Source organism: Paraburkholderia podalyriae (assembly GCF_014397785.1).
In the GTDB taxonomy this organism is placed as follows: Bacteria; Pseudomonadota; Gammaproteobacteria; order Burkholderiales; family Burkholderiaceae; genus Paraburkholderia; species Paraburkholderia podalyriae.
The window spans coordinates 458,968-474,310 of sequence record NZ_VZQQ01000001.1; the positions used below are offsets into that span (position 1 = coordinate 458,968).

Sequence of the window (15,343 nt, forward strand, 5' to 3'; positions counted from 1 at the left end):
TCACCGTGGCTGACATTCAAAACACCGTCCCCCAAGCGGTCACACCACCGAGCGGCCGCGCCATCGCGGCTCGCGAATTCTGGGCCAACTTCTCGCGCAACCGCGGCGCGGTCGGCGCGGGCATCATCGTGCTGGTGCTGATCTTCATCGCGATCTTCGCGCCGCTGATCGCGCCGCATAGCCCGATCGAGCAGTACCGCGACTTCGTGAAGATCCCGCCCGCGTGGCTCGACGGCGGCAACTGGAAGTTCATTCTCGGTACCGACGAAGCGGGCCGCGACATTCTGTCGCGTCTGATGTTTGGCGCGCGGCTGTCGTTCTGGATCGGCTTCGTGTCGGTGGTGCTCGCGTTGATTCCGGGCGTCGTGCTCGGCCTCGTCGCCGCGTTCTTCGAGAAATGGGCCGACACGCCGATCATGCGCATCATGGACGTGCTGCTCGCGCTGCCGTCGCTGTTGCTCGCGGTCGCCGTGGTCGCGATCATCGGTCCGGGTCTGGTCAACACGATGCTCGCGATCGCGATCGTCGCGCTGCCGGGCTACGTGCGTCTGACGCGCGCGTCGGCGCAGGGCGAGTTGCAGAAGGAGTATGTGACGGCGTCGCGCGTCGCGGGTGCGAGCACATTGCGGCTGATGTTCTCGCAGGTGCTGCCTAACTGCACCGCGCCGCTGATCGTGCAGGCAACGCTCGGCTTTTCGTCGGCGATTCTCGATGCCGCCGCGCTCGGCTTCCTCGGCCTCGGCGTGCAGCCGCCGTCGGCGGAGTGGGGCGCGATGCTCGCGTCGGCGCGCGATTATATCGACAGCGCGTGGTGGATCGTTACGATGCCTGGCTTGTCCATCCTGATCTCGGTGCTTTCGATCAACCTGCTCGGCGACGGGCTGCGCGACGCGCTCGATCCCAAACTGAAACGGATGGCGTGACCATGAGCAATCTATTGACCATCCGCAATCTCGCGGTCAGCTTCGGCGGCCTGCCCGCGGTCGACCGCATCAATCTCGACGTCGCGCCCGGTGAAGTGGTCGGCGTGGTCGGCGAATCGGGCTCGGGCAAGAGCGTGACGATGATGGCGCTGATGGGCCTGATCGACGCGCCCGGCAAGGTCACCGCCGACGAAATCACGTTCGACGGCAAGAACCTGCTGAACGCCTCCGCCAGACAACGCCGCAAGATCATCGGCAAGGACATCGCGATGGTGTTCCAGGACGCGCTGACGAGCCTGAACCCGAGCTACACGGTCGGCTATCAGATCAAGGAAGTGCTGAAGCTGCACGAAGGCTTGCGCGGCGGCGCGCTGGACAAACGCGCGCTCGAACTGCTCGACCAGGTCGGTATTCCCGATGCGAAAAGCCGCATTGGCTCATTTCCGCATCAGATGTCGGGCGGCATGAACCAGCGCGTGATGATCGCGATGGCGATCGCCTGCAACCCGAAGCTGCTGATCGCCGACGAGCCGACCACCGCGCTCGACGTGACGATCCAGGCGCAGATCATGGAACTGTTGATGCGCCTGCAGAAGGAACGCGGCATGGCGCTCGTGCTGATTTCGCACGATCTGGCCGTGGTCTCCGAAGTCGCGCAGCGCGTTGCCGTGATGTACGCGGGCGAGGTGATCGAGACGAACAAGGTGCCGGACATCTTCGCCGCGCCTCATCATCCGTACACGGAAGCGCTGCTGGCCGCGATTCCCGAGCACAACGTGGGCGCGGTGCGGCTCGCGGCGTTGCCGGGCATGGTGCCGGGCCGCGACGACCGGCCCAAGGGGTGCCTGTTCGCACCGCGCTGCAAGTACGTGATCGACGACTGCATGAAGGCCCGCCCCGCGCTCGCGCCGCTGCCCGCTCACGCCGACTTCACGCGCGTGCGCTGCATCAAGCCGCTGAACCTCGAGAAGGACGCCAACGTTTACACGCAAGGAGGCGCCCGATGAGCGCAGTACCCGAAACCCGTCGCCAGTCGGACCGTACTGGCGATCACGTGCTCGTCGCCGACCAGCTCGCGCGCTACTACACGGTCAAACGCGGCATGTTCGCGCACGGCACGGTGAAGGCGCTGAACGGCGTGTCGTTCGCGCTCGACCGCGGTAAGACGCTGGCGGTAGTCGGCGAGTCCGGCTGCGGCAAGTCGACGCTCGCGCGTCAGTTGACGATGATCGAAACGCCGAGCGCGGGCCGCTTGCTGATCGACGGCGAGGACGTGGCCGGCGCGAATCACGAGAAGATCGCGGCGCTCAGGCGGCGCGTGCAGATGGTGTTCCAGAACCCGTTTGCGTCGCTCAATCCGCGCAAGACGGTCGAGCAGACGCTCGGCGAACCGCTCGCGATCAACACGCAGATGAGCGCGACCGAGCGCGCCGAACGCATCGCGCAGATGATGCGCACGGTCGGCCTGCGCCCCGAGCACGCGAAGCGCTATCCGCACATGTTCTCCGGCGGCCAGCGTCAGCGTGTCGCGATCGCTCGCGCGATGATCCTCGATCCGCAGATCGTCGTCGCCGACGAACCGGTGTCCGCGCTCGACGTGTCGATCCAGGCGCAGATCCTGAACCTGTTCATGGATCTGCAGGATCAGTTCAAGACGAGCTACGTGTTCATCTCGCACAACCTGTCGGTGGTCGAGCATATCGCCGACGACGTGATGGTCATGTACTTCGGCGGCGTCGCCGAACTCGGCGACAAGCAGCGCATCTTCTCGAAGCCGCGCCACCCGTACACGCGGGCGCTGATGTCGGCGACGCCGTCGATCTTCGAGGCGGACCGCACGATCAAGATCAAGCTGCAAGGCGAAATGCCGTCGCCGCTGAATCCGCCGTCGGGCTGCACGTTCCATCAGCGCTGCCCGTACGTGATCGACCGCTGCCGCGGCGAGGTGCCGAAGCTGCGAGAAGTGGATGGCCGCCTCGTCTCGTGTCACCGCGCCGAAGAGGTGGGGGACGTGGATGCCTGATGCGGTGGCGGCGCGTCGTCTTGCGCGCCGCTTGTGTCGGGGCGGCTGGGTGGCCGCCTGCGCGCTGTCGGTTGGCGTGGCGCACCCCGGCATCGCTGACGCCGCCGGTGCGGCGGCCAACGCGCCAGGCCCGGCGGCTCGTCCGGCGGTCACGGTGCCAGCCGCGCCACCGCCTTCCATTGCGCCACCACCGGCACCGGGCACCACGGCGAGCGGCCCGGTGCGCCAGCAACCGGCGCGCATGCCGTTCTACGTCGCGACGCGCGGCAATACGACGATCTACGTGCTCGGCACGCTGCACGTCGGCGATCCCGCCGACTACCCGGCGGGGCAGCCGTTCCGCGCGCCGATCCTCGCGGCGCTAGCCGCGTCGCCGACGCTCGCGCTCGAGTTGTCGCCCGACGAGCTGCTGGTGTCGCAGGACGACGTTTCGAAATACGGCGTGTGCAAGCACGACTGCCTGCCGGGCCTGCTGCCCGAGCCGCTGTGGCACAAGCTCGCGTTGCGGCTGCGCGGCAACCCGGCCGCGCTCGATGCGATCAAGAACATGCGGCCGTGGCTCGCGTCACTCGTGGTCGAGACCTACGACTCGCTGTCCGCGGGTCTGCAAACCGAGTACGGAACCGAAGCGCAATTGCAGAACGTGTATCTGAAGACGCGCGGCAAGATCGTCGGACTCGAAACGCTCGCGCAGCAGATGCGCTCGTTCACCGGGCTGGCGGCCGCGCAGCAGCGCGAGATGCTCGCGCAGGATCTGGTGCAGACGCCCGCGCAGAACGTCGAGGACGTGCGCACGCTGCATCGGCTATGGCGGGTCGGCGATGCCGATGCGATCGCCGCGTGGCAGGCTGCCAAATCGGAGAAGCTCGCGCGCGATCCGCGCATCTCCAATTCGATCGACAAGCGGATCGTCTACGAGCGCAATCGCCGCTTCGTCGCGAAGATTCTGCAACTCGCCGCGCCGAACAGGCCGCTGTTCGTCGCGATCGGCGCGCTGCATCTGGGTGGACCGAAGGGCGTGCTGCAGCTGTTGCGGCAGCACGGCTTCGTGGTCGAGGCGGGGTGAGTCGGATCGAGGCTGCAGCCGTAGCGGCGGGATCGATCAGTAGGCAACTGCAGGCCGCCGTATAGCGCGATCGCCGTGCTGAGCAGGCCATCGCGATCAGCGCCCGTGAAATGAAAAAAGGCGCTAATTTGTGTTGCGCTCGCACTGGCGCTGACGCTCGCCATCGACGAGGTACCGCGCCAGATGGCCAGCAGCTCGTCGATACGAAGGGGCGTGGACGACGATGATCCGAACGCTCAAACGCGCGCGGCGCCCGCTGCGTGCACTTCGATGCCGGCGTCGTTGAGCGCGCCGCGGATGCGTCGCGCAAAGGCGAGCGCATGCGGGCCGTCGCCATGCAGGCAGATGGTCTGCGCGTTCAGCGCCACCCATTGTCCGTCGACGGCTTTCACGCGTTGCTCGCGGATCATCGCGAGCGTGCGCGCGAGCACTTCGTTCACGTCGTCGAGCAACGCGCCCGGCTCGTTTCGCGGCACGAGCGAGCCGTCGGCTCGATAGCCGCGGTCGGCGAACACTTCCTCGATCGCGGTCAGGCCCGCGTTGCGCGCGGCGCTCACGAGCCCGCTGTTGGCGAGCGCGAACACCGCGACCGACGGATCGAAGTCGTGTACCGCGGAGACGATCGCGTCGGCGATCTTCGCGTCGCGCGCGGCCTGGTTGTACAGCGCGCCGTGCGGCTTCACGTGCGCGATGCGCCCGCCTTCGGCCTGCGCGATTGCCGACAGCGCGCCGAGCTGATACAGCACGCCCGCGTAGATCTCGCCCGCCGGCAGATCCATTTCCTTGCGGCCGAAATTCTCGGGATCGTTGAAGCTCGGATGCGCGCCGATCGACACGCCTCTCTGCACGGCCCAACGCACGCAGTCGCGCATCGCGTTGGGGCCGCCCGCATGCCAGCCGCACGCGATGTTGGCCGAGCTCACGAGGTCGAGCAGCGCCTCGTCGGAGCCGCAGCCCTCGCCGAGATCGGCGTTCAGATCGATTTCCATGGGGAGTCCTTTAGTCACTGTTACAGCGCCGCGAGCGCGGCCTGGCGTGCGCAACGCTCTTCATGCATCGCGATCGCGGCATCGATCTGCCGCAGGTACGCGCGTTCTTCAAGCAAAGCCTGGCGTGCCTCGTAGTGCGTCGCCGGGATGAAACGGACCGCCGCGTTCAGGCGCACCTGCGCGAGCTTCCACAGATCGGCCTGGATTACCGCACCGATCTTCGGATAGCCGCCAGTGGTCTGTGCGTCGCTCATCAGCACGATCGGCTGGCCGTTCGGCGGCACCTGGATCGTGCCGGGCAGCACTGCGTGCGACAGCAGATCGGTGTTGTGCGTGCGTTTCAGCCCGGTGCCGGCGAGACGGTAGCCCATGCGATTGCTGTTCGGCGTGACGAGCCACTCGTCGGACCAGAATGACTGCTGCGCGTCCGGGGTGAAGCTGTCGTATTCGGGGCCGCGCAGCACGCGAACCGGTATCGCCCACGGCACGCCCGACGGATGCCGGCCGCGCCGCAGCGGCTCGTGGACCAGCACGAACTTGCACCAGGCGGGCGCCTTCACGCCGAACTCGGGCGCCTCGGGCGTGAAGCCGAACTGGCCGCGCTGCGGCGGCGCGCCGACCGGCAGACGGTCTCCGTCATTCAGCGCGCGGCCGCCGAGTCCGCCGAAATGGCCGGCGAGGTCGGTGCTGCGCGAGCCGAGCATCGGCAGCACGTCGATGCCGCCCGCCACGCATATATAGCCGCGCATGCCGCGCTTCGCCGCGTTCAGCACGAGCTCCTGGCCGGCCTGCACGGGCAAGCTCCACCACGAATAGACCGGTTTGCCGTCGAGCGTTGCGCCGAACTCAGCGCCGGTGATCGCGACGCGCGTGGCGCGCAGGAAGCGCAGCACAGTCGGGCCGAAGGTGATTTCGAGGCCGGCCGCGTCGGGGCGGTTGCCCACCAGCCGGTTGCCGACTTCGAGCGACAGACGATCGAGCGCGCCAGCCATCGCGACGCCGAGATGCCGGTAGCCGTGGCGGCCGAGGTCCTGGATCGTGGTCTGCAGACCCGCGCGGATCACGTCGATCATGCGTGGATCCCCGCGATCGTGAAGCGCACCCGGTCGCCGGGCTGCAGCAGTGTGGGCGGGCGGCTCGCCGGATCGAACAGCGGCACCTCGGTGCGGCCGATCAGCTGCCAGCCGCCCGGCGACTCCGCGGGATAGATCCCGGTCTGCTCGCCGCCGATGCCGACCGAGCCCGCCGGCACCTCGAGCCGCGGCGACGCGCGACGCGGCGTGTGCAGCGCGGCGTCGAGCCCACCCATATAGGCGAAGCCGGGCTGAAAGCCGAGAAAGAACACCACGTAGGCGCCGCTCGCATGCCGCTCGACGACCTCGCGCGCGCGCAAGCCCGTGTGTTCGGCGACAGCCTGCAGATCGGGACCGAAGGCGCCGCCGTACTGCACCGGAATCTCGACGTCGCGCCCCGGCACGGCGGCTTTGGCCACCGCGTTCCAGGCCGTGAGCAACTGCTCGCCGAGCGCGTCGGCGTCGGTCTCGAGCGGGTCGAACACGAGCGTCAGATTGTTCATGCCGGGCACGACTTCGAGCACCTGCGGCCAGTCGCGTGCGGCCATGGCTGCGGCCCAGACGCGCTGCTGGCACTCGAGCGTGGCGGGCGGCGGCGCTTCGCAGACGAGCGCGGCGTCGCCGAAGGGAATGATTCGTGGTTGGCTCATGACTGGGCGGCCCGGGTCGAGTCGGAAAATGAGGCGGACGGCGCGGCGCGTTGGCGCATGCCCGGCACGAAGTCAGCGGCGTTGGGAGCGTACATTATCAATAAAATATCGACGATTTACCAATAAGCGTTTTTGCCAGGCTCGTCGGCGACGGGGCATCGTCGTACACTTGCGACACTTTTCCAGCCCATTTCCGTCCCGGGAACCTCGTATGACGCGTCATCCCACCAAGATCGTTTCGTCGGAACACCTCGTCTCCGACAGCAGCGCGGAACTGTCCGAGCTCGAATACGCGTTGATCATGGCGGGCAATGCGTTCAACCGCTGGATGGTGCGCTGCATGTCGGCGGCCGGTGACAAGGACATGACCGCGATCGAGGTGTCGCTGCTGCACCACGTGAGCCATCGCGAACGCCGCAAGAAGCTCGCGGACATCTGTTTCGTGCTGAACATCGAGGACACGCACGTGGCGACTTACGCGTTGAAAAAGCTCGTAGCTAGAGGGTACGTAAAAAGCGAAAAGACCGGCAAGGAAGTGTTCTTTTCCGCCACCGACGCGGGCCGCGAACTATGCCTGAAATATCGCGAGGTGCGCGAAAACTGCCTGATCTCGACGCTCAAGGAAAGTGGCCTCTCCAACCAGCAGATCGGCGAGGCCGCGCAGCTGATGCGCAATGCGTCGGGCTTGTACGATACGGCCGCGCGCGCGGCGGCTTCGCTGTAGCGGCCCAGGCGTCGCGCATTGCGCGCGTTCTATCGCGCGTTCAGGTCGGCAGCGCCGGATGAAACCCCGCTTCGGTCACGATCAGATTGAGCGGAATGTCATGCGCCTCGCGGCCTAGCGTGTCGGTGCGGCACGCTTCGTACGCGATGCCGACCGTGATCGGCTTGTGCGCGGCCGGCCAGCCGGCTAGCGTGCGGTCGTAATAGCCGCCGCCGTAACCGAGGCGGTAGCCGTCCGAGTCGAAACCCACGCAGGGCACGAACAGCAGTTCGGGCAGCACGACGCGCCCCGAGGTGGGCTCGGCAATCTTGTGATGGCCGATTTTCATCGGCGTCACGGGGGTCCACGCATGGAATTCGAGCGCCATGCCACGTTCTTTAATGATTGGCAGACTGGCTTCGTGATGCGGATTGGCCGCGAGCCAGATCCCGATCGCGCCGCGCGCGTCGAACTCGCCGACGAGGGGCCAGTAGAATCCCACGCTGCATACCGCGTAGTGCGTCAGCGCGTCGAGCATTCGACGCCCGAGCGCGGCATTCTTCGCTGGCTCGGAAGCCGCTTGCAGACGGCTTTCCAGCAACATCCGGCGCAGCGCCTTTTTCGCTGCCGGGACAGGGTTGCATGCTATGCTTTGGTCCAATTCGCGCTCCAGAAACAACGATGTCAAAACGCCTTTTTCGAGTATATCGCGCGGCCGGTATCGCGCTGGCTGCAGCGGCACTCGTGGCCTGCAGCACTGCCTCGGCCGTCAAGCCCCTTCCGCTCTCGCAACCCACGAACGACGACCAGATATTCGTCCAGCTGCGCGAAGCCGCGCGCAATAACGACGCGCCGCGCGCAGCCCAGCTTGCGAGCATGATCCCGAATTATCCGGCGCCCTCGTATCTGGAGTATTTCCAGATCAAGCCGCAGCTGTTCGATTCGACCGGCCATGCGCGCATCGACGCGCCGGACGCGCCGGTGCTCGCGTTCCTGCAGAAGTACGACGGCCAGGCGATCGCCGATCGCATGCGCAACGACTACCTGACCGTGCTCGGCACGCGCCACGACTGGCGCAACTTCGACCAGCAGTACGCGAAGTTCGTGCTCGACGACGACACTCAGGTGAAGTGCTATGCGCTCGAATCGCGCGCGTCGCGCGGTGAGAACGTCACGGACGCGGCGCGAGCGCTGCTCGTCGATCCGAAATGGTACGGCGACGGCTGCGTCGATCTGATCACGGTGCTGGGCGTGAACCGCCAATTCAGCGCCGACGACATCTGGCAGCAGATCCGTCTCGCGTACGAGCAGAACTACACGAGCACCGGCAGCAAGCTCGTCGACGCGCTCGGCGACCAGCCGCCCGACCCGGTGCTGTTCGGCCAGGCGACCAGTACGCCGCCGCTGTTGCTCGCGCGCGGCGTCGGGCCGGATGCGCCGTCGCATCAGCTGGCGCTGCTCGCCATCACGCGCATGGCGCGCAACGATCCGGCGATGGCCGCGGCCACGTTCGCGGCGGTCGCGCCGTCGCTGAATTCGCCGGAGCGCGCGATCGGCTGGGGCACGATCGGCTATCAAGGCGCGCTCAAGGGGACGCCTGGCGCGGTCGACTGGTTCCGGCTGTCGGCGAACGCGCCGCTGTCCAATCCCGCATACGAATGGCGCACGCGCAGCGCGCTGCTCGCCGGCGACTGGAACATGGTGCGCTGGTCGATCGAGCAGATGCCCGAGTCGCTGCGCAAGCAATCGTCGTGGGTGTACTGGCACGCGCGCGCGCTGAAGCAGGCCGGCGACACGGCCACGGCCAGCGAGGAATTCCAGTCGATCGCGTCGAACTTCAACTTCTACGGCCAGCTCGCGCTCGAAGAGCTCGGCCAGAAGATCACCGTGCCGCCGAAAACCACCGTGACCGACGCTGAAGTGCAGCAGGCCGGCACCACGCCGGGCTTCGATCTCGCGCAGCGCTTCTATGCGCTGAACCTGCGGCTCGAAGGCAATCGCGAGTGGAACTGGCCGTTGCGCAACATGTCCGACCGGCAACTGCTCGCGGCCGCCGAGTACGCGCGCCGCATCGAGCTGTACGATCGCACCGTCAACACCGCGGACCGCACGAAGAGCGAGCACGATTTTTCGCTGCGCTATCTGTCGCCGTTCCGCAACATCGTCGAGCAGGACGCGCAGTCGAGCGGGCTCGACGTCGAGTGGGCGTACGGGCTGATCCGCCAGGAGTCGCGCTTCATCATTAACGCGCGCTCTGACGTCGGCGCGGGCGGACTGATGCAGCTGATGCCCGCCACTGCGCAACTGGTCGCGAAGAAGATCGGTCTGGGACCGGTGTCGCGCGAGCAGATGAACGACATCAACACCAACATCCTGCTCGGCACGAACTACCTGGCGATGATCTACAATCAGTTCGACGGGTCCGCCGTGCTGGCCACCGCTGGCTACAACGCAGGTCCGGGCCGTCCGCGCAACTGGCGGCAGTCGTTGCAGCGCCCGGTCGAAGGCGCGATCTTCGCCGAGGCGATCCCGTTCCAGGAAACTCGCGACTACGTAAAGAATGTGCTGTCCAACACGGTCTACTACGCGGCATTGTTCGAAGGCCGTCCGCAATCGCTGAAGGCGCGCCTGGGTTACATCGCACCGTAAGCGCCTTGCCGCCGCAATCTCGCTTCGAGGTTGCGGCGCGCCTCGCCAGCCGTTGCCGCGGCTTCCATCAGGGAGTCGAAAATGCGACATCAAGCCATCGCGATCATCGGCGGCTCAGGGTTTATCGGCAGCTACGTCGTCAACGCGCTCGTCGAGATGGGCAAGGACGTGCGCGTTGCCACGCGGCGACGCTACAACGCGCGCCATCTGACCATGCTGCCGATCGACGTGCTCGAAACCGACGTGTTCGACCCGGTGCAGCTCGCGCGCTTCGTCGAAGGCGCGGATTGCGTGATCAACCTCGTCGGCATCCTGAACGGCAAACGCGGCAAGCCCTATGGGCGGGAATTCGCGCATGCGCACGTCGAGCTGCCGACACGCATCGCCGCCGCCTGCGAAGGCAAGGGCGTGCATCGGCTGATACATCTGAGCGCGCTCGGCGCCAATCCGAGCGGCCCGAGCATGTACTCGCGCTCGAAAGGCGACGGCGAGAAAGCCGTGCATGCCGCGAGCGTCGCGTGGACGATCTTCCGGCCGTCCGTCGTGTTCGGCCCCGAGGACGCGTTTCTGAACAAGTTCGCGTTCCTGCAGCGCGTGTTTCCGGCGATCCCGCTCGCGATGCCGGACGCGCAGTTCCAGCCGGTCTATGTCGGTGACGTCGCGAAGGCGATCGTCAACGTGCTCGATTTCGACGGCGCGAGCGGGCGCACTTACGAGCTCGGCGGCCCGACCGTCTATACACTCGAAGACCTGGTTTCGTACTGCGGCGACGTGATCGGCAAGCATGCGCGCATCATCCGTCTGCCCGAGCCGCTCGCGCGCCTACAGGCGCTGAGCTTCGAAATGGCGCCGGGCGAACCGGTGATTTCGCGCGACAATCTCGATTCGATGAAGGTCGCCAATATTCTGAGCGGCCCGCTCGCGCCCGAACTCGGACTCGAACCGGTCAGCATCGAAGCGATCGTACCGACGTATCTGACCGGCGCGGCCAAGGGGTCGCGACTCGATACGTTCCGCGCCAGCGCCGGCCGCTGAGACCCATTCCTCACTTCCTGACAAAAAGCATGAAATTGCTGATTGGTGACAAGAACTATTCGTCGTGGTCGATGCGTCCGTGGCTGCTGCTCAAGCACTTCGGCATTCCGTTCGACGAGCAGCTGATCTGGCTGTACGAGCCGGACACGAATGTAAAGATCCGCGCTCAGGCACCGCGCGGACCGGGCAAGGTGCCGTGCCTGATCGACGACGCGGGGCGGGCCGTGTGGGAGTCGCTCGCAATCGCCGAAACGCTGGCCGAACGCTACCCGCAACATGCGCTGTGGCCGCGCGACGCGGCTGCGCGCGCACACGCGCGCAGCATCAGTGCCGAGATGCATGCGAGCTTCGGCGAATTGCGCTCGAAGATGTGGATGAACATCCGCGCGTCGTTCCCGGGCAGGAACGCGACGCCGGGCGCACTTGCCGATATCGCGCGGATCGAGGCGGTCTGGCGCGACTGCCTCGAAACCTACGGCGGCCCGTTCCTGTTCGGTGAATTCTGCATTGCCGACGCGATGTACGCGCCGGTCGCGATGCGCTTCAACACGTGGAAGCCGGCGTTGTCGGAGACCGCGGCGGCCTATGTCGAGCGGCTCACCGCGCTGCCCGCGGTCAATGAATGGATCGACGCCGCGCGCCGCGAAACGCACGCGATCGCCTATCAAGACGAATGCCCATGAATATCTACGCAGTGGGCGGCGCGATCCGCGACGAGCTGCTCGGCGTGCCGGTGCAGGACCGCGACTACGTGGTGGTGGGAGCGACACCCGAGCAGATGGTCGCGCAGGGCTATCGGCCGGTGGGCAAGGACTTTCCGGTATTTCTGCATCCGCAGACGCATGAGGAGTACGCGCTCGCGCGCACCGAGCGCAAGACGGCGGCCGGCTATCACGGTTTCCAGTTTTTCTACGCGCCCGAGGTGACGCTCGAGGAGGATCTCGCGCGCCGCGATCTGACGATCAACGCGATGGCGCGCGAGGTGCGCCCGGACGGCGAGCTGACCGGCCCGGTCATCGATCCGTTCAATGGCCAGGCCGATCTGCAGGCGCGGCTTTTTCGCCACGTCAGCGCCGCGTTCCTCGAAGATCCGGTGCGGATTCTGCGCATCGCGCGGTTCGCGGCGCGTTTCGTCGATTTCACGGTCGCGCCGGAGACGCTGGCGCTGATGCGCGAGATGGTCGCCGACGGCGAAGCCGATGCGCTGGTGGCCGAGCGCGTGTGGCAGGAGGTGTCGCGCGGATTGATGGAGAAGCAGCCGTCGCGGATGTTCGACGTGCTGCGCGACTGCAGCGCGCTCGCGCGGATTCTGCCGGAGATCGACGCGCTGTTCGGCGTGCCGCAGCGCCCCGACTATCACCCCGAGGTGGATACCGGCGTTCACGTGATGATGGTGCTCGACCATGCCGCACAGCAGGGTTACTCGCTGCCGGTGCGCTTCGCGGCGCTGACGCACGACCTCGGCAAGGCGACCACGCCGGAGAACCTGCTGCCGCGGCACGTTGGCCACGAGGGCCGCAGCGTCGATCTGCTGAAGCCGCTGTGTGAGCGGCTGCGCGTACCGAACGAGTGCCGCGATCTCGCGGTGCTGGTCGCGCGCGAGCACGGCAATATACATCGCGTGATGGAGATGGGGGCGGCGGCTCTGGTGCGGCTGCTCGAGCGTAGCGACGCTATCAGGAAGCCGACGCGCTTTGCCGAGGCATTGCAGGCCTGCGAGTCCGATGCACGCGGGCGGCTCGGCTTCGAGATGAGCGAGTACGCGCAGGCGGAGCGACTGAGGGTTGCGCTGGTGGCCGCGCGAGGCGTGGACGCGGGGGCGGTCGCGAAGCGGCTCGCCGATGCGCCGGCCGGCATCAAGGACGCCGTCCATCAGGAGCGGGTTCGCGCGGTGGAAGCGGCGCTTGCCTGAGGTGGCGGTGGCCTGATGTGGCGCGCGGCGCCTACAACGCCCGCGCGAGTAGCGACAACAGCATCGACAGCACGAGCGTCGACATGAACGGAAACGGATACTCGCGGCCGAACAGCCGCAAGGTCACGTCGCCGGGCATCCGGCCGATGCCGAGCTTCCTCAGCCACGGCCAGCACGACGACAGCACCGCGACGGCAATGAAGGTAGTCAAAAGCCAGCGGATCATCGCGACTCCTCGAACCGGGGCGAATTCGGAATCACAGCGTGTGCGAGCGGTCGCCGCTCGAAAAGGCGCGCAGCGTGTCGTCGAGTCCGCGCGAAAACGCGATCACCTTGAAGAGTTCGCCCATCTCCGCCTCGGACAGCAGCTTCTGTACCGCGTTGGCGGCGGGCAGAAAGCGCGCGGGGTCGGCGGGATCGATTTCGCCGAGCGCCTCCGTGACGCCCGCGTTCAGCAGGAAGCGCGCTTGCGACGTGAAGCCGAGCAGGTCCGCGCCGGTCTCGACGCCCGCTTCGGCGATGCCGGTGAATTCGACGTGCGCGGTGATGTCCTGCAAACCGGGATACAGGAACGGGTCGCCGTGCGCGCGGTGCCGGTAGTGGCACATCAGCGTGCCCTGCGCGCGCTGGCCGTGATAGTACTCGTGGCGCGGAAAGCCGTAGTCGATCAGCAGAATCGCGCCGCGCGCGAGCATCGTGCAGATCGTGCGCGTGAAAGCGCGCGCGGCCTCGTGCGTTTCGGTCACGTAGTCGTCGCCGGCGTGGTCGCGGGTCGCATCGATTTCCGTGAGCAGAGCGAGATCCGCGGCGGCCGCGGCAGGGCGGTCGTCGAACGCGAATGCGCCGTCGCGCCACACCACGCCGCGCTCGTGCCAGACGCCGCCGCGTTGCGCGAAGAGCCGCACCGGCATTGCGTCGAGCACCTCGTTGCCGATCACCACGCCTTCGAAGCGCTCCGGCAATGCGTCGAGCCAACGTACTTTCCCGACCAGCGCGGGCGCGGCCGCCGCGATCGTTTCGCGCTGCCGCTCGCGCAGCTCACCCGACAGATCGACGATCGAATAGCTGTCGAATTCGGCGCCGAGCGTGTCGAGCGCATTGAGCAGCCCTGCGGCGAGCTTGCCGGTGCCGGCGCCGAACTCCATCACGTTGCGCGTGCCGCTCGCCTGCAACGCTTCGGCGACCGGGCGCGCGAGCGTCGCGGCGAACAGGGGCGACAATTCCGGCGCGGTGACGAAGTCGCTGCCGTCGTCAGCGCGCAGGCCAAATTTGCGCGCACCGCCGCTGTAGTAGCCGAGCCCCGGCGCGTACAACGCGCGCTCCATGTAGCGGTCGAACGGCAGCCAGCCGTCGGCGGTGTCGAGCTGCTTGCGGATCTCGGCGACGAGCGCGTCGGACTGCGCGAGCGCGCTCGGGCCGGGAGCAGGTAAACTATCGGGCTGGTGAGCTTTCGGATTCATCCCCGCATTGTAAATGACCGTTTCTCCGGACAACGCTGCCCGCGCGGCCGAAGTGCCGCCCCAAACGCCCCGCGTCGCGCTGATCACCGGCGCCGCGCGCCGCATCGGGCGCGCGCTCGCGCTCGGCTTTGCCGCGCGCGGCTGGGACGTGGCCGTGCACTACGGCGCCTCGCGTGAGGACGCCGACGAAGTGGTCGCGCAGATCGTCGCGCTGGGCCGCCGCGCGGTCGCGCTGCACGCCGAACTCGGCGACGAGGCGCAGGTCGTGCGGCTGCTGCCGGACTGTACCGCCGCGCTAGGGCGCCCATCCTGCGTCGTCAATAACGCGTCGCGCTTCGAGGAAGACACGGCGCGCGACATCGGCTACGAGCTGCTGCTGAAGCTGACCGCGATGAACCTCGGCGCGCCGCTCGTGCTCGCGCGCATGCTTTACGACGCGACGCCCGATGCGGCGTTGCGCGACGAGAGCCAGCGCGGTGTCGTCATCAATGTGCTGGACCAGAAGCTGTACAACATGAACCCGGACTATCTGTCGTACACGCTGTCGAAGGCGGCGCTGCAGACCGCGACGGTCGCGCTCGCTCAGGCGCTCGCGCCGAAGCTCCGGGTGGTCGGGCTCGCGCCCGGCCTGACCATGCAATCGGGCGACCAGACCCACGACGGGTTCGAGGCCGCTCACCGTATGACGCCTCTTGGCCGTGCGTCGCGGCCCGAGGATATCGTCGCCGCCGCGCTGTATCTCGCGGATGCAGCCGGCGTCACCGGAACGACGCTGGTGGTCGACGGCGGGCAGCATCTGGTGCCGCTGCCGCGCGACGTGATGTTTTTGACGGGCGCCTGACACGCGGGCGCGGCTTGCC

At 67.1% G+C, this 15,343-nt stretch carries 16 protein-coding genes; 10 read left to right on the plus strand and 6 right to left on the minus strand.

The annotated features are described in order from the left end of the window. Positions 1 to 5: 5 nt before the first annotated feature. From F6X42_RS02045 to F6X42_RS02060, 4 genes are read left to right on the plus strand one after another with little or no spacing between them, the layout of a single operon-like run. Positions 6 to 923, plus strand: coding sequence for an ABC transporter permease subunit (locus tag F6X42_RS02045; RefSeq protein WP_187632588.1), 918 nt, complete (start codon positions 6 to 8; stop codon positions 921 to 923). Positions 924 to 925: 2 nt separating this feature from the next. Then, entirely contained in the window at positions 926 to 1,930 is a 1,005-nt protein-coding gene (locus F6X42_RS02050) for an ABC transporter ATP-binding protein (protein ID WP_187632589.1), read from the plus strand. Then, the gene (locus F6X42_RS02055) at positions 1,927 to 2,946 is read left to right on the plus strand and encodes a peptide ABC transporter ATP-binding protein (protein ID WP_187632590.1); all 1,020 of its coding nucleotides are present in this window, start codon (positions 1,927 to 1,929) and stop codon (positions 2,944 to 2,946) included. The genes F6X42_RS02050 and F6X42_RS02055 overlap by 4 nt, the downstream gene beginning before the upstream one ends. After that, positions 2,939 to 4,012 (plus strand): TraB/GumN family protein, encoded by a 1,074-nt coding sequence (locus tag F6X42_RS02060; protein WP_187632591.1) that lies wholly within the window; start codon positions 2,939 to 2,941, stop codon positions 4,010 to 4,012. The genes F6X42_RS02055 and F6X42_RS02060 overlap by 8 nt, the downstream gene beginning before the upstream one ends. Before the next feature lie 236 nt (positions 4,013 to 4,248). Here F6X42_RS02060 and pxpA read toward each other — a convergent pair whose 3' ends face one another. From pxpA to pxpB, 3 genes are read right to left on the minus strand one after another with little or no spacing between them, the layout of a single operon-like run. After that, entirely contained in the window at positions 4,249 to 5,001 is a 753-nt protein-coding gene (gene pxpA, locus F6X42_RS02065) for a 5-oxoprolinase subunit PxpA (RefSeq protein ID WP_187632592.1), read from the minus strand. A 20-nt stretch (positions 5,002 to 5,021) separates the two neighbouring features. Then, the gene (locus F6X42_RS02070) at positions 5,022 to 6,074 is read right to left on the minus strand and encodes a 5-oxoprolinase subunit C family protein (RefSeq protein ID WP_187632593.1); all 1,053 of its coding nucleotides are present in this window, start codon (positions 6,072 to 6,074) and stop codon (positions 5,022 to 5,024) included. Then, a complete protein-coding gene (pxpB, locus tag F6X42_RS02075; protein ID WP_187632594.1) occupies positions 6,071 to 6,724 on the minus strand; it encodes a 5-oxoprolinase subunit PxpB in 654 nt (217 codons plus the stop codon). The genes F6X42_RS02070 and pxpB overlap by 4 nt, the downstream gene beginning before the upstream one ends. A gap of 211 nt (positions 6,725 to 6,935) precedes the next feature. Between pxpB and F6X42_RS02080 the strand changes: the two genes are divergently transcribed. Then, complete coding sequence (locus F6X42_RS02080) at positions 6,936 to 7,448, plus strand: winged helix DNA-binding protein (protein ID WP_187632595.1); 513 nt, start codon at positions 6,936 to 6,938, stop codon at positions 7,446 to 7,448. A gap of 40 nt (positions 7,449 to 7,488) precedes the next feature. Here F6X42_RS02080 and F6X42_RS02085 read toward each other — a convergent pair whose 3' ends face one another. After that, a complete protein-coding gene (locus tag F6X42_RS02085; RefSeq protein ID WP_246529910.1) occupies positions 7,489 to 8,031 on the minus strand; it encodes a 5-formyltetrahydrofolate cyclo-ligase in 543 nt (180 codons plus the stop codon). A gap of 77 nt (positions 8,032 to 8,108) precedes the next feature. Here F6X42_RS02085 and F6X42_RS02090 point away from each other — a divergent pair, with 77 nt between their 5' ends. The 4 genes from F6X42_RS02090 (at position 8,109) to F6X42_RS02105 (ending at position 13,023) form a co-directional block, all read left to right on the plus strand. Then, positions 8,109 to 10,076 (plus strand): lytic transglycosylase domain-containing protein, encoded by a 1,968-nt coding sequence (locus tag F6X42_RS02090; protein WP_187632596.1) that lies wholly within the window; start codon positions 8,109 to 8,111, stop codon positions 10,074 to 10,076. 81 nt (positions 10,077 to 10,157) lie between these two features. Then, positions 10,158 to 11,111, plus strand: coding sequence for a complex I NDUFA9 subunit family protein (locus F6X42_RS02095; RefSeq protein WP_187632597.1), 954 nt, complete (start codon positions 10,158 to 10,160; stop codon positions 11,109 to 11,111). A gap of 29 nt (positions 11,112 to 11,140) precedes the next feature. Then, entirely contained in the window at positions 11,141 to 11,794 is a 654-nt protein-coding gene (locus F6X42_RS02100; protein ID WP_187632598.1) for a glutathione S-transferase family protein, read from the plus strand. Further along, positions 11,791 to 13,023 (plus strand): multifunctional CCA addition/repair protein, encoded by a 1,233-nt coding sequence (locus tag F6X42_RS02105; RefSeq protein ID WP_187632599.1) that lies wholly within the window; start codon positions 11,791 to 11,793, stop codon positions 13,021 to 13,023. Before F6X42_RS02100 ends, F6X42_RS02105 begins: the two co-directional genes overlap by 4 nt. A 31-nt stretch (positions 13,024 to 13,054) precedes the next feature. Here the strand turns inward: F6X42_RS02105 and F6X42_RS02110 are convergent, their stop codons facing one another. Both F6X42_RS02110 and F6X42_RS02115 read right to left on the minus strand, forming a co-directional pair. Then, on the minus strand, positions 13,055 to 13,249 hold the full coding sequence (locus tag F6X42_RS02110; protein ID WP_167047497.1) for a DUF2905 domain-containing protein: 195 nt from the start codon (positions 13,247 to 13,249) through the stop codon (positions 13,055 to 13,057). A 31-nt stretch (positions 13,250 to 13,280) separates the two neighbouring features. Then, the gene (locus F6X42_RS02115) at positions 13,281 to 14,483 is read right to left on the minus strand and encodes a class I SAM-dependent methyltransferase (protein WP_187632600.1); all 1,203 of its coding nucleotides are present in this window, start codon (positions 14,481 to 14,483) and stop codon (positions 13,281 to 13,283) included. A gap of 13 nt (positions 14,484 to 14,496) precedes the next feature. Between F6X42_RS02115 and F6X42_RS02120 the strand changes: the two genes are divergently transcribed. Next, positions 14,497 to 15,324, plus strand: coding sequence for an SDR family oxidoreductase (locus F6X42_RS02120; RefSeq protein ID WP_187632601.1), 828 nt, complete (start codon positions 14,497 to 14,499; stop codon positions 15,322 to 15,324). The last annotated feature ends 19 nt before the right edge of the window (positions 15,325 to 15,343 follow it).

Coding starts and splice junctions, on each gene's coding strand:
- F6X42_RS02050 (WP_187632589.1), top strand. CDS start 926: ATGAGCAATCTATTGACCATCCGCAATCTCGCGGTCAGCTTCGGCGGC.
- F6X42_RS02055 (WP_187632590.1), top strand. CDS start 1,927: ATGAGCGCAGTACCCGAAACCCGTCGCCAGTCGGACCGTACTGGCGAT.
- F6X42_RS02060 (WP_187632591.1), top strand. CDS start 2,939: ATGCCTGATGCGGTGGCGGCGCGTCGTCTTGCGCGCCGCTTGTGTCGG.
- pxpA (WP_187632592.1), bottom strand. CDS start 5,001: ATGGAAATCGATCTGAACGCCGATCTCGGCGAGGGCTGCGGCTCCGAC.
- F6X42_RS02070 (WP_187632593.1), bottom strand. CDS start 6,074: ATGATCGACGTGATCCGCGCGGGTCTGCAGACCACGATCCAGGACCTC.
- pxpB (WP_187632594.1), bottom strand. CDS start 6,724: ATGAGCCAACCACGAATCATTCCCTTCGGCGACGCCGCGCTCGTCTGC.
- F6X42_RS02080 (WP_187632595.1), top strand. CDS start 6,936: ATGACGCGTCATCCCACCAAGATCGTTTCGTCGGAACACCTCGTCTCC.
- F6X42_RS02085 (WP_246529910.1), bottom strand. CDS start 8,031: ATGTTGCTGGAAAGCCGTCTGCAAGCGGCTTCCGAGCCAGCGAAGAAT.
- F6X42_RS02090 (WP_187632596.1), top strand. CDS start 8,109: ATGTCAAAACGCCTTTTTCGAGTATATCGCGCGGCCGGTATCGCGCTG.
- F6X42_RS02095 (WP_187632597.1), top strand. CDS start 10,158: ATGCGACATCAAGCCATCGCGATCATCGGCGGCTCAGGGTTTATCGGC.
- F6X42_RS02100 (WP_187632598.1), top strand. CDS start 11,141: ATGAAATTGCTGATTGGTGACAAGAACTATTCGTCGTGGTCGATGCGT.
- F6X42_RS02105 (WP_187632599.1), top strand. CDS start 11,791: ATGAATATCTACGCAGTGGGCGGCGCGATCCGCGACGAGCTGCTCGGC.
- F6X42_RS02110 (WP_167047497.1), bottom strand. CDS start 13,249: ATGATCCGCTGGCTTTTGACTACCTTCATTGCCGTCGCGGTGCTGTCG.
- F6X42_RS02115 (WP_187632600.1), bottom strand. CDS start 14,483: ATGAATCCGAAAGCTCACCAGCCCGATAGTTTACCTGCTCCCGGCCCG.
- F6X42_RS02120 (WP_187632601.1), top strand. CDS start 14,497: ATGACCGTTTCTCCGGACAACGCTGCCCGCGCGGCCGAAGTGCCGCCC.